Below are 15,586 nucleotides of genomic sequence, written 5' to 3'. Positions count from 1 at the left end.
CTTCAACATTCTGTGAAGGGAAGACCCACCCGGGCCGGCCATGCAACAGGAGTTATCGCAAGAATAGATGAACGACTCGCTGCAGTCAGTTGACTGAGTATCGATATCTCGGAAGCTCTGAAGGTGAAGGCGGGAAGGGCGTTCCCGGAATGTCGGAGGCCATGGATGGCCGGAGTCAAGCGCACATGGATGTGCTTGTAGCGGTTCCGGGAAAGCCCTTCCCGCCTTCACCCAACCACCGAAACTATCAGGCTAGGGGGTCACGGATACCCCCGAGCTCAGCCCCAAACACCTTGAGAAACCAGCCCCCAGCTCTCCTCGAAGTCAGTCGATGGTAACCGGGAAAACGAAGACCGGACAAACCGCTGAATGCGGCCTTCCACAAACACCATGACAAAGTCGGCACCCCTGGCAGCACTGGTCCGTGGCCGAAGCCCCTGGCGGATTTCGCCCTCCTTGAGGGCCTGCCGGATCTGGGTCTCCAGGCGTTCGAAGAACTGAGAGGCGCGCTTGCGCAGGGACTCGTTCTCCCCCATCAGGGCGTCCCCCGTAAGCACACAGCACAGGCCCGGATTGCGCTCGGCGAACACCAGCACCAGGTGTACCAGCTGCTGCAAACGAGTACGCACATCCTCCTGCTCCTGCAGGATTACCTGGCAACGGGAGAACACCGCTTCCTCGGCAAATTCGATGAGGGCCTCGAACATTTTCCGCTTGCTGGGGAAATGGCGGTAAAGGGCCGCTTCGGTCACCCCTACACTACGGGCAAGGCCGGCGGTGGTGATGCGGGCACCCGGGTCGGTTTCCAGCAGTTCCACCAGGGCGTGAAGGATCGCCTCGCGGCGACTGGGTTTCTGATCGGTCATGACAGGACTACAGCGCTCTGAGTTTTGGTTTTTATGATCGACGTCTTGGTTGAACATGGGGTCAGATGAAAGATTTCATCAGACCCCGTTTTTAGTTATCTGACTTTGAAGTCGGGGTCAGAAGAACGCTTTCTTCTGACCCCCTTTTTCACATCCCGGGCTCGGGGTTAACGTCGTACCCCGGGGTCAGATGAAAGCCTTCATCTGACCCCACCTTCATCCTCAGAAGAAGGTGCCATCAATCGGCGAGGACGCGCTGGCATACATCTTCTTCGGCATGCGCCCCGCCAGGTAAGCTTCGCGACCAGCTTCGATGGCCAGGCGCATGGCGTGGGCCATCTTGATCGGGTCTTTGGCCTGGGCGATGGCGGTGTTCATCAATACGCCGTCGCAGCCCAGTTCCATGGCGATGGTGGCGTCGGAGGCGGTGCCGACGCCGGCATCCACCAGCACCGGTACGCTGGCGTTCTCGACGATCAGCTTGATGTTGTAACGGTTCTGGATACCCAGGCCGGAGCCGATAGGCGCTCCCAGGGGCATGATGGCCACGCAGCCCATCTCTTCCAGGCGCTTGGCCAGCAGCGGGTCGTCGGAGCAGTAGACCATGACCTTGAAGCCGTCCTTGATCAGCTCTTCTGCCGCCACCAGGGTTTCGGTCATGTTCGGGTAGAGGGTTTTCTCCTCGCCGAGCACTTCCAGCTTGACCAGGTCGTGGCCGTCCAGCAGCTCGCGGGCCAGCTTGCAGGTGCGCACTGCGTCTTTCGCGGTGAAGCAACCGGCAGTGTTGGGCAGGATGGTGTAGCTCTCCGGGGAGATCACATCCAGCAGGTTGGGCTCGTCCGGGTTCTGGCCCAGGTTGGTGCGGCGCACGGCGACGGTGACGATCTCGGCACCACTGGCCTCTATGGCGTGGCCGGTTTCCATCATGTCCCGGTACTTGCCGGTACCCACCAGCAGTCGGGACTGGTAGACACGGCCGGCAATTTCCAGGGGCTTGTCTTCGGGAAGCTGAACTTCGGGAATATCGGTCATAACCTTTCCGGGTAGTCTGGATTTACAATCAGGATGCGGCAGAGGCCGCCTGTAACACTTGCAGGGAACCGTGTCAGCCGCCGCCGATGGCATGGACCACTTCGACGCGGTCGCCAGGGTTCAGGGTGAATTCGGGGTGCTGGCTGCGGGGCACGATATCCTCGTTGACTTCCACCGCCAGTCGCTTGCCGGTCAGGGCCAGGGATTCAATCAGGAGCGAGACGGTGGCACCGTCCGGGAGCTCCATTGCATCGCCGTTTACTTCTACCTGCATGTCGCTGTCAAACCTCGCATTGATTCAGCCTTGGCGCCGGAGGCCTGCGGTAATCAGCAGCCCCCAGCCAATCATGAAGCATACACCACCCAACGGGGTCACCGGGCCCAGCCAGTGATAACCGGTGAACACCAGCAGGTAAAGGCTGCCACTGAACAGCAGGATGCCTGCCAGGTAAAACCCAGCTGCGATTCCCAGCAATCGCCGAGACAGGCCGAGGCCCGCCAGCACGGCAACCAGCACCAGCGCCAGGGCATGGTACATCTGGTAGGTGACGGCAGTCTGGAACACCTCCAGGACCCGCTCGCTCACCATCTTGCGCAGGCCATGGGCGCCAAAGGCGCCGGCCATGACCGCCAGCAGGCCGAACAGCGCACCGGCAACCATCGGCCAGCGCAACAACGGACCCGTCGTTCGGGATGCTTCAACAGTCACAGTGGATCTTTTCTCCGCTATCCAGGTTCATCACCGTCAGCACACCACCCCAGACACAGCCGGTGTCCAGGCCGATAAACCGGTCACTGCCGGTATTGCCCTCCAGCGCGGCCCAGTGGCCGAAAATAACCCGGACATCGTCCTGCCTTGGGAACCGGAACCAGGGCTCAAAACCTTCGGGGGCATTGCCTGCGGACTCCTTGGTCGCCAGTTCCAGGGTGCCGTCCCCGGCAATGAAACGCATCCGGGTAAAATAGTTGGTGATCATCCGCCAGCGGTCCATACCAGTCAGCCCCGGATCCCAGCATTCCGGTTCATTGCCGTACATGTGGGTAAAGTAATACTCCGCCTGGTCGCTGCGGATCACTGCCTCGACTTCCCGGGCATGGCTGACTGCGTCCTCCACTCCCCAGATGTGGGGGATCCCGGCGTGCGCCATGACAAAATTGCGCGCCGGGTCGTGAACGCAGAAATTCTGGCGGCGCAGCCACTGCAGCAACCGGTCACAGTCCGGGGCGTCCAGGATATCGTGCAGGGTGTCCTTTCGTTTCGGCGCATGGCCGCCGAGGGCAACCGCCAGCAGATGCAGGTCGTGGTTGCCCAGGACCACGACTGCACTGTCACCCAGGCTCTCGATGTACCTCAGGGTCTCGAGGGAGGACGGCCCACGATTGATCAGATCGCCGGCCACCCACAGACGGTCGCGGGAGGGCGAAAAATCCACCTTGTCCAGGACATCCCGCAAACGCTCGTAGCAACCCTGGATGTCGCCGATGGCATAGTCAGTCATTACTTACCTCATCGCCGGTTCCGGATTTCTGGTCGAAAAGAAAGTCGGCAATGTGTACGTAGTCCGCCAGGCTGAGGTTTTCAGGGCGCAGACCGTCATCGATACCCAGGCTCTGCAGTTGCCCGACGCTGATCATGCCACCGAGGGCCTTGCGCAGGGTCTTGCGCCGGGCATTGAAGGCAGAGCGCACCACCGCCTGCAGGGTCGCCAGGTCTTTGGCCGGATGCGGCAGCGTTTCGTGGGGCACCAGCCGGACAATGGCGGAATCGACTTTCGGCGCCGGCTTGAATGCGCCCGGGCCCACCTCGAACAGCGGCTGCACCTTGCAGAAGTACTGGGCCATGATACCCAGCCGGCCATAGTTGTTGTCGCCGGGCACCGCTGCCAGCCGCTGCACCACTTCCTTCTGCAGCATGAAATGCATGTCCTGCACCACGCCGGCCTGGCCGAGCAGATGGAAGATCAGCGGAGTGGAGATGTTGTACGGCAGGTTGCCGATGATCCGCAGAGGCCGGTCCTCCACCAGCTGGCTGAAATCGAATTTCAGCGCGTCCGCCTCATGGATACGGAATTCCGGATAATTGAAAAACTTGGTGCGCAACACCGGGATCAGGTCCCGGTCCAGCTCCACCACCTGCAGGCGCGGATTGATCGCCAGGATTTCCTCGGTCAGGGCCCCCAGACCGGGGCCGATCTCGACAATGGCATCTTCCGGCTTGGGGTTGATGGCGCGCACAATGCGCTCGATCACCCCCGGATCGTGCAGGAAGTTCTGCCCAAAACGTTTTCTGGCCTGATGGCCGCCTTTCTGACTCACAACTTGCTCTCTTGTTTGGCCGCCTTCCGGCACCGTGCCATGTGTTCACCCACGCGAATCGCAGTATGCAGGCTACCGGCATCGGCCTTGCCGGTTCCCGCCAGATCCAGCGCCGTGCCATGATCGACCGAGGTGCGGACAATGGGCAGGCCCAGGGTAATATTCACCGCCCGGCCGAAGCCCTGGAACTTGAGCACCGGCAAGCCCTGGTCATGGTACATGGCCAGCACCGCATCGGCGTTGTCCAGCCAGTGCGGTGTAAACAGGGTGTCCGCCGGCAGCGGCCCGGTCAGATTGATGCCTTCATTCCGCAATTGCTCGAGGGTGGGTTCAATTACCTCGATTTCTTCCCGGCCCAGATGCCCGCCTTCGCCGGCGTGGGGATTGAGTCCGGCCACCAGGATCCGCGGTTCGGCAATGCCGAAGAAGGTCCTGAGGTCCGCATCCAGGATACGGGTCACCTGGGTCAGCCGTTCGGGGGTGATGGCGTCGGCCACGTCCCGGAGCGGCAGGTGGGTGGTCACCAGGGCTACCCGCAACTCGTCGGTGGCCAGCATCATGACCACCCGCTCTACCCCGCACAGCTCCTGCAGGAATTCGGTATGACCGCTAAACGGGATACCGGCTTCGTTGATCACCCCCTTGTGGACCGGGGCGGTGACCATGCCATCCACGTCACCGTTCAGGCAGGCGCGGGCCGCAATTTCCAGGGTCTTCAGCACATAGCGGCTGTTGACGGGGTCGGTCTTGCCGGCGGCCAGGTTCTCGCAGCCTTCTACCGGCCACACCGACAGATGACCCGGTTCCATCTGCGGCGGTGTTCCCGGCTGCCAGGGGTGAAGCTCGATCTCAAGCCCCAGCATCCGGGCGCGCTCGGTCAGCAGCGCCTCGCTGGCAACCACCACGATACCGGCCTGGCGTGGCTCCAGTGCCAGCTGAAGGCACAGCTCGGGGCCGATACCGGCGGGTTCGCCGGCGGTCAGTGCCAGGATTACCGGTTCGTTCATGATGAACCGCCTGCCTCGACGTTGGCGGGGCTTTCATCCGCATACTCACCCTTGAACTCGATAAAGGCCTCGTCCCGGATTTCCCGGAGCCAGTTCTGCAATTCGGTCTCGAACTTGCGGCGATAGATTGCCTGGCGGGCATCGGATTCCCGGGCCTCACCGGTCACGTCCTTCTCCCGGCGCTCCTGCACCTGCAAGATGTGCCAGCCAAACCGGGAACGGAACGGGCCCTTGAGGTCACCGATATCGGCCTCGATCATGGCCTGCTCGAAGGCCGGCACCATCTGGCCCCGGCTCACCCAGCCCAGGTTACCACCGTCGGAGCCGGATACCGGATCATCGGAGTATTCTCTGGCCAGATCGGCGAAATCCGCGCCATCCTGAAGCTGTTGGTAAAGGTCACGGATCCTGGCTTCTGCTTCAGCGTCGGTGCGGGCCTCGGAGGGCCGGACCAGGATATGGCGGACCCGGTGCTGGCGAACCAGCTGTTGCTGCTCACCACCGCGCTTGTCCATGACCATGACCATGTGGAAACCGCTGTTGTTTTCCAGCACCGGCGAGGGTTCGCCGGTGTCGAGGCCAGGCACCACCGGCGCGACCAGCGACGGCAGCTGATTCTCGGTACGCCAACCCATGTCACCGCCCTCCAGGGCGTTACTGGCGTCCGACTCGGCGACCGCCACTTCCCGGAAGTCCCGGCCATCGAGGATCTGCTGGCGCAGCTGCTGCGCCTTGGCGCGAGCCGCCTCGACCGAAGCCTCACTGGCCGGGTCATCCACCTGGAGGAAAATATAGGCGAGCCGGTACTCGGCGGTGTTGCCGCCCCGGGATTCCAGGGCCTGCAGGTAGTTCTCCACCTCCCGGTCGGTTACCCGTACCCGGTTACCCACCTGTCGCTGCTGGACGCGGCTGGTGAGCATCTCGTTGCGGATCTGCTCCCGGGCCTGGCGGTAACTCACCCCCTCCGCGGCCAGCTGCTGTTCGAACTCGGCCCGGCTCATGTTGTTCTGCCTGGCGATGTTGTCCATGGTTTCGTTCAGCTCGTTGTCGCTGATGCGCATGCCCATCTTGTCCGCCATCTGCAACTGGATGGACTCGGTGATCAGCTGATCAAGCACCCTTTGTTCCAGCACATCCCGGGGCGGCAGGCCGGTGCCCTGCGCCTGCAGGCGGCCGATGATGGTATTGATCCGGGCTTCCAGCTCGGTCTGCAGGATCACGTCATCGTCGACAATAGCAACAACCTGGTCCAGCAGTTTGCGCTCGGCCTGGGCCGACACGGAGAGTGCCAGCATCAGGAACATCAGAAAGGTTGTCACACCCTGGCGAAAGGTCGCCTTCATAATCACCTCGTATCAAAAATGGTGTACACCGTTGGCCTGCGGTCTTGGTCCGGCCAAGGCTCAGGGAGTTCCGAAACGCCGGCGCTCCCTTTCATCAAACCCGTATATCGCCTCGGAGATCCGGGCCGAGGCACCGCCACTGCCACCCAACCCCTTGAGCTGGATCTGGAACAGGAGGCGGGTATCCAGTTGCTGGTCATCGGTCAGATAGTTCTGATGCACCACCTGGACGCTCCAGCAGCAGTTGTTGTATTCAAGCCCGGCAAGTGATCCCACTGTCCGGTCAAGGTCGGAATCGTAAACCCACCGGCCGATCAGGCTAACACGGTCTGAGACCGGAACAACCGCCGCAATATCCGACTGTTCCAGTTCATCCTTGCTGTAGGTATGCCCCAGGCTGGCCAGGTATCGGTAATCTTCCGAGTGGAAGGTCAGCTGGCTGCGACCCTCTTCGGTCTCGCCGGTGTCCGGATCCCAAAGGCCGGCGGAGCGGATTTCCAGGGTATCCAGTGGGCTGAGCACCAGCTCCCCGGCCAGTGGCGAACGGCTCCGGGTGCTGCCGCCGGCGCCAAACAGGGTCACTTCCCGGTCCTGGAAATATTGCACCTGGCCAATGCTGACCCTCGCCCTTTCCGCCCCGGTCACCAGGTCATTGAAGCGGCTGGTCAACGCCACGGTCAACTGGTTGGTATCGCCCACCCGATCGCCGCCGCTGAAACGGTCCGGTTCGAACAGCTGGTCAAAGCGGAAACTCTTGATCGATGTGTCGAAGTCCGGAATGTCGTTCTGGTCAGCGTCGGCATCTGCCCAGGCGTAATACAGTCGTGGTTCGAGGCTCTGGTTATACGGCAGGCCGAACAGTTCCGAGCGGCGGTCAAAATACAGGCCGTTATCCCACTCTGCCACCGGAACGGTGCGATCAAAACTGCCATCACCGAGACTGTAATCCTCGAGGTCGTACCGGGTGTAATCAACGCTCACGGAAGGGCGGCTGAAGCCCCAAAGGGAGCGCAACGGCACCGCCAGCTCCGGCACGGCTCGGAAACGCTGTCCGTTGGCCCGATCAAGGCCGGTCAGGTTGTCGTTGTCCCGGTAGAACCATGTGTACTGACTCTCCAGCCCGGCCTCCAGCCAGCCGGCCTCGGCCGTTCCGCCATACAGCACTTCCGGCAGTTGGGCGTAGGGTTTGTCCGCATCCGCGATAAAATCACTGATGGTCTGGTAATCGTTCAGGTAGGTCTCGAAGTACTGGCTGGCACTGCGATAACGCACGCCACCCCGGCGCCGGAGGTGGGTCGCCTGGTTGATTTCCAGACTGCGGTTGAGGTCAGTGAGGTAGTCATTGTCGCTGACCACCGAATAATCCCCGTAGCCGGTCCAGCCCTCTCCAAACCTGGCCCGGGTGCTGGCATCCAGCGCCCAGCGCTCACCGCTCTCGCCGGGATTCTCATCCCGGAAGTCGGAGTCCTTATTGATGTAACCCACCTGGAGCACGCTCTCGCCAAACCGGCTCAGGTAGCGGCCTTCCGCTTCGTTGAACAGACCCCGGCCATGGATGTACTGGGGAGTCAGTGTGGCATCATAGTGGGGCGCCAGGTTCAGGTAGTAGGGCACCGCCAGAAAGGCGCCGCTGCCGGCACTGGAGGATCCAAACTGGGGATAGAGAAAACCGGTCTTGCGGCGGTCATCGATGGGGAAGCTGGCCCAGGGCCAGTAGAACACCGGAACATCCAGCACTTCCAGGCGAACATGCCTGGCGGTACCGAAGCCCTCGGCCCGGTCCAGTTTGATGTCCGAAGCCACGATCGCCCAGTCATTCTGCTGGGGACCACAGGTGGTCAGCAGGCCATCGCTGATCTGCACCTGATTTTCGGAGATTCGCGCCAGACTGCCGGCGCTGCCCCGCATTTCCGGGCCGTGCAGCAGGAAGGTCGCGGTGTTGATGTCGAAGCGCCCGCTCTCCAGGCTGTAATCGGCGGATTCGCCCGTCAACAGAAAACCGTTGCCACGGCTCACCAATGGGCCGCTGACCGAAACCGATCCCGCCTGTTGATCGTAGCGGGCCTCCGAACCGGTGACTTCAAACGCCCCCTGGCGAATGCGGACATCACCGCGCAGGTAGAGCTCCCGGTCAATCTCGTAGCGAGCGCTCAGGCCACTGGCTTCCAGCGGCTCTCCGGCGTCCGCGCCCGGACCGGTGAAGGCAGAACCCCCAGCTTCCAGGCCGGAAGGAAGGTAGCCTCCGTCACAGAACACCGGCAACCGGTCCCGGACTTCCACGGGCAGTTCTGACCGGGGACGCCAATCAATCTCCGCTGCCGAAGGTGTGGTGCTGTCGTCAGACACAGCCGGTGCCGCCAGAACCAGTCCTGACAGGGTGACCAGGGCCGCGCCGGAAATCCGACGGATCCGGCCAGACAACCGGCGGGCCGGTCGCTTCGGACAGCAGATGGCGGATTGCACGGTGGCAGGATTCCTGTTCCGGAAAGTGGATTTCGGGGCCTGAATTCGAGCCGCCTAGTTTACACGGGCCCTTGCAGCTTGTTAACGGAAACTCCGCTGTAAAACCGTTTTACCCCCTTTATACTCCTCTGCTAACTTTCGAATTCAATGCCAACAAATATGTCGGGACAAGCAACCAACCCTATGGACACGCGCCAGCAGTCACTGACCCGCTGGGTCAGGCAGTTTTCCGGTTTCGAGCATGCCGAGGCGGAACCCGTCTCCGGAGATGCCAGCTTCCGCCGTTATTTCCGGGTATGGCGCCGGCAGCAGGACGGCGAGCAGACTCCGTTCATCGTCATGGATGCGCCCCCCGAGCACGAAGATTGCACCCCGTTCCTGGCCATTGCCCGGCACTGGCACGGTCACGGCGTGGCAGTGCCGGCCATCGAAGCGGAGGAGCTCGATCAGGGCTTCCTGCTTCTGGAGGATTTTGGCGACCAGCTGATGCTGGCCGGACTGACCCAAGACAACGCCGATGTGCTCTATCGGGAAGCCCTGGAAGAACTGGTTGCGATCCAGCAGCTGCCCTCCCCTCCGGACTACCCGTTGCCGCCCTACGATGCCGCGCTCCTGGACCGGGAGATGGCCCTGTTCCCGGACTGGCTGCTGGAGCGCCACCTGGGCATGGCGCTGGACAATGGGGCCCGGTGCCTGCTGGATACCACCTTTGCCTTCCTCCGGGAAAGCGCCCTGGCGCAACCGGAAGTGACGGTCCACCGGGACTACCACTCCCGGAACCTGCTGATCCGGCCGGGAACCGGCCAGCCAGGTGTGATTGATTTCCAGGACGCCGTCCGTGGCCCGGTCACCTACGATGCGGTTTCCCTGCTCAAGGACTGTTACGTGTCCTGGCCGGAAGAACGCCTGAGCCCGTGGCTGGAGATCTTCCGCCAGGCCACCCTGGAGAAGGGACTCCACCACGCCGATCCGGACACCTTCCGGCAATGGTTCGAGCTCATGGGCATGCAGCGGCACCTGAAGGCGGCCGGCATCTTTGCCCGTCTGGCCATCCGTGACGGCAAACAGGGCTACCTGGGCGACATCCCCCGCACCGTCAATTACCTGATCCGCGCCAGCGCCCGACAGCCGGCCCTGCGCCATTTCCATGACTGGCTGGCGGATACGGTCATGCCGCTGATCGAGGAGAAGATCGGCCCGGCCCCGGCACTGGAGGATACCCCGCTGTGAAAGCGATGATCCTGGCCGCCGGCAAGGGTGAACGTATGCGCCCGCTGACCCTGACCACGCCCAAACCCCTGCTCAGTGCCGGTGGCAAGCCGCTGATCGTGCATCACCTGGAGCACCTGCAGCGCGCCGGTTTTCGGGAAGTGGTGATCAACCATGCCTGGCTGGGCGACCAGATCGAATACACCCTGGGCACGGGTGAACGCTTCGGGCTGTCCCTGGAATACTCCCGCGAGGGCGAACCATTGGAAACCGCCGGCGGCATTATCCGGGCCCTGCCCTTGCTCACAGCCTCCGGTTCGGACTGGTTCCTGGTCATCAATGGCGATATCTGGACCGATTTCCCCCTCGCCCAGCTGGAGCCGGACCCGGACCGGGATGCGGTACTGGTCGTCACCAACAACCGTCCTCATCATCCCGAGGGTGATTTTCATTTGCTGGAATCCGGCGAACTGACCAGTGACGGCCCCCGCAAACTGACCTTCACCGGCATCAGCCTGCTGCATCGCCGCCTGTTTGCCGACCTCGATGACAGCGCCGGCAAGCTGGGGCCCATTCTGCGCCGCGCCATGGCCCGGGGCCGGGTTGCCGGACGTTACCACGGTGGCGGCTGGGTCGATGTGGGAACGCCGGAGCGCCTTCGGGAGCTGGATCGCCGGCTGGCCGCACAAGAGGCCTGACGCACCATGCCAAAGAGCACCGGCAACCCGACACTCCCGTCCCACCTCCAGGCCGAATTCAGCAGCCTGCTCCGGGAACTGTCCGCCTGCGGTCACCAGGCAGCCACCTTTATTGAACGGGTCCGGCTCCCTGGGTGGTGCCGCCGACCGCTGTTCTATTTTCTCGGCTACATTGCCCGGTCCGACGGCCGGGTCACCGAAGCCGACATCAACTATGCCGAGGGACTGATCCGGGCCCTGAATCTGTCCGGGCGCCAGCGCCAGCGGGCGATCGAGTGGTTCCAGCATGGCAAGAAAGCGGAGGACCTGCCTCCGTTGCGAGGACTGTCCCTGCGTCTTACCCGCCGGCTGTGGCCCGCCCCGGCGCTGACCGTGGCCATCTGCCTGTGCCACGCGGCGCAGATCCAGGGACCGCCCGGCAATCCTCGCCGTTACCGCTGTGAAGACGCCATCGACCAGATGGGCTTGCCGGTGGGAGTCGGCGATCACATTCTCGAAAGTTACGCCCGCAAGGTCTGGGTGCGCGCGGCAGACATGCCGTCCCGCCCGGAAACCTACGACCAGGCCTGCCAGTTGCTGGGTGTGAACCGCCGGGACTCCCCGGCCCTGATCAAGCGGGCGTATCGCCGCAAGGTCTCGGAATGCCACCCGGACAAACTGTCCCAGAAGGGGCTGTCACCCCGGGAACTGGCCATCGCCAAGGAGCAGCTGTTGCGTTACCAGCAAGCCTGGGAGCTGATCAAGCAACGGAACCACTCGGTGTGAACCATACCCGGCCGCCAGGGCATCGGTGGCCGGCCCGACTACGCACAGGTGCGGATCTTTTGGCGGCGAAAACACCGGCCCAAACTGGTAAACTGGCCAGCGATTGAACGACGGGGCCGGAACCGGACCTTTCGTATTCCGTACCATCCTGAACTGCTATCGAACACCACTGAGAGAGACATCATGAATCCGTACCTGATTGCCCCATCCATCCTCTCCGCCGATTTTGCCCGTCTGGGTGAGGAAGTCGACAATGTGTTGGCCGCCGGTGCCGATGTGGTGCACTTCGACGTGATGGACAATCACTACGTGCCGAACCTGACCATCGGCCCCATGGTCTGCCAAGCCCTGCGCAGGCATGGCGTCACCGCTCCCATTGATGTTCACCTGATGGTGTCCCCGGTGGACGACCTGATCCGCATGTTCATTGATGCCGGGGCCAGCTACATCACCTTCCACCCGGAGGCGTCCAACCACATCGACCGTTCCCTGCAACTGATCCGGGACGGCGGTTGCAAGGCCGGCCTGGTGTTCAACCCGGCCACGCCGCTGAGCTATATGGATTACGTGATGGACAAGCTGGACATGGTGCTGCTGATGTCGGTCAACCCGGGCTTTGGCGGCCAGAAGTTCATCCCCGGCACCCTGGACAAGCTGCGCGAAGCCCGCAAGAAAATCGACGCCAGCAATTACAACATCCGGCTGGAAATTGACGGCGGTGTGAAAACCGATAACATCCGCGAGATTGCCGAAGCCGGTGCCGACACCTTTGTCGCCGGTTCTGCCATCTTCAATACCCCGGATTACAAGGCCACCATCGACGCCATGCGGGCGGAACTGGAGCAGGCCCGGAAGGTAATTGGCGGATGAGTCTCAAAGGCCTGTTCAACGCCCGCTGGCCGGGCGTTGCCCTGTTCGACCTGGACGGCACTCTCGTAGACAGCGCACCGGACCTCGCAGCCGCGGTGGACCAGATGCTTGAGCATCTGGGCAGGACACCGGCGGGTATCGACAAGGTCCGGGACTGGGTGGGTAACGGCGCCGCGGTGCTGGTACGCCGCGCCCTGGCCGGCAAGACCGACTGGGAACCGGCGCAGCCGAAGGACGACGCCCTGTTCAAGGACGCCCTGGCGATCTTTTTCCATCATTACGGTCGAATCAACGGCCAGCACTCCCGTGTCTACCCGGGGGTGGAAGCCTGCCTGGCACACCTGAAGAACAGTGGCTGCCGACTGGCGGTGGTGACCAACAAACCGGAACAGTTCGTGGCGCCATTACTCAAACAGCTGGACCTGGACCACTGGTTTGACCTGAGCATCGGTGGTGACACGCTGCCGGTCAAAAAGCCGGACCCCGGCCCACTGCTGCATGCCATGGAGCAGCTCGGCGGTACCCGCGGTACAACCGTCATGGTCGGTGACTCCGCGGCCGATGTGAACGCCGCCATTGCCGCCGGCATTCCCTGTGTGGCGGTCCGCTACGGTTACAATTTCGGGGGATCGGTGGAAACCCTGGGGGCCGACGCGATTGTTGATTCACTGGCTGAGCTTTTGTAATCTCACAAGGACGTTTCATTGAACACTTGTTATCGGGAGATTCCTGCCGTGCAGGGACTGAATCTGACTGCAGCGCGAGGCATCCTCACAACCCGCGCGACACGATGGTGGCGATGGCGCACCGGCTGAACAGGCCTGGCGGCTGACGGGCGCACGCCTGTCGAGACCGTACCACCCCACGGAATGGCATCCGGCTTTTCCGTGCAAATGCAGATCAGAATTCAGGAAACCGACACATGACACCCGAGCAGTTCTCCGAGCTCGCCCACGCCGGCTTTAACCGTATCCCCGTATATCGCGAGGTCCTGGCGGACCTGGATACGCCACTGAGCACCTATCTGCAGCTCGCCAGTGGCCCCTATTCCTATCTGTTCGAATCCGTCCAGGGCGGCGAGAAATGGGGCCGCTATTCCATCATCGGCCTGCCCAGCCGGGAAATTCTCAAGGTCTATGACCACCGCATTGAAGTCAGCCGGGACGGCAAGGTGGTCGAGCAGGCCGAGGTAGAGGACCCGCTGGCGTTCGTCGACGAGTACCAACAGCGCTTCAACGCCCCGGACCTGCCGGAACTGCCGCGATTCAATGGCGGCCTGGTGGGCTACTTCGGCTACGACACCGTGCGCTACATCGAGAAGCGCCTGCGCCATTCCTGCCCACCGGACAGGATCGGCACCCCGGATATCCTGCTGATGGTCTCCGACGAGATCGTGGTGTTCGACAACCTGCGGGGCAAGCTGCACCTGATTGTCCACGTCGATCCGGCCGTTGAAGGCGCCTACGATCAGGCCCAGGCCCGCATCGACGAACTGGAGGCACGGCTGCACCGGCAGACCGCCAATGCCCCCCGCACTCCGGAACACCTGCGTGGCAAGGCCGTGGACGAGGGGGATTTCATCTCCGGCTTCACCCAGGACCGTTTCGAGGCCGCCGTCGACCGGATCAAGGAATACGTGCTGGACGGCGACGTGATGCAGACGGTCATCTCCCAGCGCATGTCCATTCCGTTCGAGGCGCCGCCCCTGAACCTGTACCGGTCCCTGCGGGTACTCAATCCGTCCCCATACATGTACTTCCTGGACCTGGACGACTTCCACATCGTTGGTTCGTCGCCGGAAATCCTGGCACGGGTGGAGGATGAAGAGGTGACCGTTCGGCCCATCGCCGGCACCCGCAAGCGCGGCGCCACCGATGCCGAGGACAAGGCCCTGGAAAACGAACTGCTGGCCGATCCAAAGGAAATTGCCGAACACCTGATGCTGATCGACCTGGGCCGCAACGACGCCGGCCGGGTCTCGGAAACCGGCACCGTCAAGCTGACCGACAAGATGATCGTGGAGCGTTACTCCCACGTCATGCACATCGTCTCCAACGTGACCGGCCGACTGAAAGAAGGTACCAGCTGCCTGGACGTCTTGCGGGCCACCCTGCCCGCCGGCACCCTCAGTGGCGCCCCCAAGATTCGCGCCATGGAAATCATCGACGAACTGGAGCCGGTCAAGCGCGGCGTCTACGGCGGCGCGGTGGGCTACCTCTCGTTCAACGGCAACATGGATACCGCCATTGCCATCCGCACCGCGGTGATCAAGGACAACACCCTGCACATCCAGGCCGGTGCCGGGGTGGTGGCGGACTCTGTCCCCCGCCTCGAGTGGAAAGAAACCATGAACAAGGGCCGCGCGATTTTCCGTGCCGTGGCCATGACCTACAACGATTTCGACCACTGAGGCGGAGGAACGGATTATGTTGCTGATGATCGATAACTACGACTCCTTCACCTACAACGTGGTGCAGTACCTGGCGGAGCTCGGTGCCGATGTGCGGGTGTACCGCAACGATGAAATCACCATCGAGCAGATCGAGGCCCTGCAACCGGAACGACTGGTGATCTCTCCGGGCCCGTGCACACCGAACGAAGCCGGCATCTCCATGGCGGCCATCCGCCACTTTGCCGGCAAGCTGCCCATCCTCGGCATCTGCCTGGGCCATCAAGCCATCGGCCAGGTGTACGGTGCCGATATCGTCCGGGCCGGCCGGGTCATGCATGGCAAGGTCTCGCCGGTCTATCACAAGGACATCGGCGTGTTCCGGGGGCTGAGCAATCCGTTGCAGGCCACCCGTTACCACAGTCTGGTCATTGACCAGAACACCCTGCCGGACTGCCTGGAAGTCACCGCCTGGACCCGCAATGAGGACGGCTCCATCGAGGAAATCATGGGCGTGCGCCACAAAACCCTGCCCATCGAAGGCGTGCAGTTCCACCCCGAGTCGATCATGACCGAACAGGGCCATGAACTGCTGCGCAACTTCCTGAGAACAAACAAATAAGAGGCC

Annotated in this window: 16 protein-coding genes; 7 read left to right on the top strand and 9 right to left on the bottom strand. The window is 62.5% G+C overall.

Annotated elements, in window-relative coordinates; all coding sequences use genetic code 11:
• Positions 1–278: 278 nt before the first annotated feature.
• The 9 genes from slmA to ACESMW_RS05845 all read right to left on the bottom strand — a co-directional run bounded on the left by slmA (position 279) and on the right by ACESMW_RS05845 (position 8,949).
• Positions 279–866, bottom strand: coding sequence for a nucleoid occlusion factor SlmA (gene slmA, locus ACESMW_RS05885; protein WP_372986129.1), 588 nt, complete (start codon positions 864–866; stop codon positions 279–281).
• Positions 867–1,088: 222 nt separating this feature from the next.
• Positions 1,089–1,898, bottom strand: a complete 810-nt coding sequence (locus tag ACESMW_RS05880; protein ID WP_372986128.1) for a thiazole synthase — start codon at positions 1,896–1,898, stop codon at positions 1,089–1,091.
• 73 nt (positions 1,899–1,971) lie between these two features.
• Complete coding sequence (thiS, locus tag ACESMW_RS05875) at positions 1,972–2,172, bottom strand: sulfur carrier protein ThiS (protein ID WP_372986127.1); 201 nt, start codon at positions 2,170–2,172, stop codon at positions 1,972–1,974.
• 24 nt (positions 2,173–2,196) lie between these two features.
• Complete coding sequence (locus ACESMW_RS05870; protein WP_372986131.1) at positions 2,197–2,559, bottom strand: DUF423 domain-containing protein; 363 nt, start codon at positions 2,557–2,559, stop codon at positions 2,197–2,199.
• A 37-nt stretch (positions 2,560–2,596) separates the two neighbouring features.
• Positions 2,597–3,397, bottom strand: coding sequence for a symmetrical bis(5'-nucleosyl)-tetraphosphatase (locus tag ACESMW_RS05865; protein WP_372986126.1), 801 nt, complete (start codon positions 3,395–3,397; stop codon positions 2,597–2,599).
• On the bottom strand, positions 3,390–4,214 hold the full coding sequence (gene rsmA / locus ACESMW_RS05860; protein ID WP_372986125.1) for a 16S rRNA (adenine(1518)-N(6)/adenine(1519)-N(6))-dimethyltransferase RsmA: 825 nt from the start codon (positions 4,212–4,214) through the stop codon (positions 3,390–3,392). The genes ACESMW_RS05865 and rsmA overlap by 8 nt, the downstream gene beginning before the upstream one ends.
• Positions 4,211–5,221 (bottom strand): 4-hydroxythreonine-4-phosphate dehydrogenase PdxA, encoded by a 1,011-nt coding sequence (gene pdxA, locus ACESMW_RS05855; protein WP_372986124.1) that lies wholly within the window; start codon positions 5,219–5,221, stop codon positions 4,211–4,213. Before pdxA ends, rsmA begins: the two co-directional genes overlap by 4 nt.
• Positions 5,218–6,564 (bottom strand): peptidylprolyl isomerase, encoded by a 1,347-nt coding sequence (locus ACESMW_RS05850; RefSeq protein ID WP_372986123.1) that lies wholly within the window; start codon positions 6,562–6,564, stop codon positions 5,218–5,220. The genes pdxA and ACESMW_RS05850 overlap by 4 nt, the downstream gene beginning before the upstream one ends.
• Before the next feature lie 60 nt (positions 6,565–6,624).
• Positions 6,625–8,949 (bottom strand): LPS-assembly protein LptD, encoded by a 2,325-nt coding sequence (locus ACESMW_RS05845; RefSeq protein ID WP_372986130.1) that lies wholly within the window; start codon positions 8,947–8,949, stop codon positions 6,625–6,627.
• 261 nt (positions 8,950–9,210) lie between these two features.
• Between ACESMW_RS05845 and ACESMW_RS05840 the strand changes: the two genes are divergently transcribed.
• The 7 genes from ACESMW_RS05840 (at position 9,211) to ACESMW_RS05810 (ending at position 15,580) form a co-directional block, all read left to right on the top strand.
• Positions 9,211–10,257 (top strand): aminoglycoside phosphotransferase family protein, encoded by a 1,047-nt coding sequence (locus ACESMW_RS05840; RefSeq protein WP_372986122.1) that lies wholly within the window; start codon positions 9,211–9,213, stop codon positions 10,255–10,257.
• Positions 10,254–10,934: an N-acetylmuramate alpha-1-phosphate uridylyltransferase MurU gene (gene murU, locus ACESMW_RS05835; protein ID WP_372986121.1), complete on the top strand. Its 681-nt coding sequence runs from the start codon at positions 10,254–10,256 to the stop codon at positions 10,932–10,934. The genes ACESMW_RS05840 and murU overlap by 4 nt, the downstream gene beginning before the upstream one ends.
• Before the next feature lie 6 nt (positions 10,935–10,940).
• Positions 10,941–11,699: a molecular chaperone DjlA gene (locus ACESMW_RS05830; RefSeq protein ID WP_372986120.1), complete on the top strand. Its 759-nt coding sequence runs from the start codon at positions 10,941–10,943 to the stop codon at positions 11,697–11,699.
• A gap of 183 nt (positions 11,700–11,882) precedes the next feature.
• The gene (gene rpe, locus ACESMW_RS05825; RefSeq protein ID WP_372986119.1) at positions 11,883–12,569 is read left to right on the top strand and encodes a ribulose-phosphate 3-epimerase; all 687 of its coding nucleotides are present in this window, start codon (positions 11,883–11,885) and stop codon (positions 12,567–12,569) included.
• Complete coding sequence (locus tag ACESMW_RS05820; protein WP_372986118.1) at positions 12,566–13,255, top strand: phosphoglycolate phosphatase; 690 nt, start codon at positions 12,566–12,568, stop codon at positions 13,253–13,255. The genes rpe and ACESMW_RS05820 overlap by 4 nt, the downstream gene beginning before the upstream one ends.
• A gap of 236 nt (positions 13,256–13,491) precedes the next feature.
• The gene (gene trpE / locus ACESMW_RS05815) at positions 13,492–14,979 is read left to right on the top strand and encodes an anthranilate synthase component I (RefSeq protein ID WP_372986117.1); all 1,488 of its coding nucleotides are present in this window, start codon (positions 13,492–13,494) and stop codon (positions 14,977–14,979) included.
• A 16-nt stretch (positions 14,980–14,995) separates the two neighbouring features.
• Entirely contained in the window at positions 14,996–15,580 is a 585-nt protein-coding gene (locus tag ACESMW_RS05810) for an anthranilate synthase component II (RefSeq protein WP_372986116.1), read from the top strand.
• Positions 15,581–15,586 lie beyond the last annotated feature (6 nt).

It is taken from the genome of Marinobacter sp. (assembly GCF_041690455.1).
GTDB lineage: Bacteria > Pseudomonadota > Gammaproteobacteria > Pseudomonadales > Oleiphilaceae > Marinobacter.
This window is presented reverse-complemented; position numbering and strand designations above follow the sequence as displayed.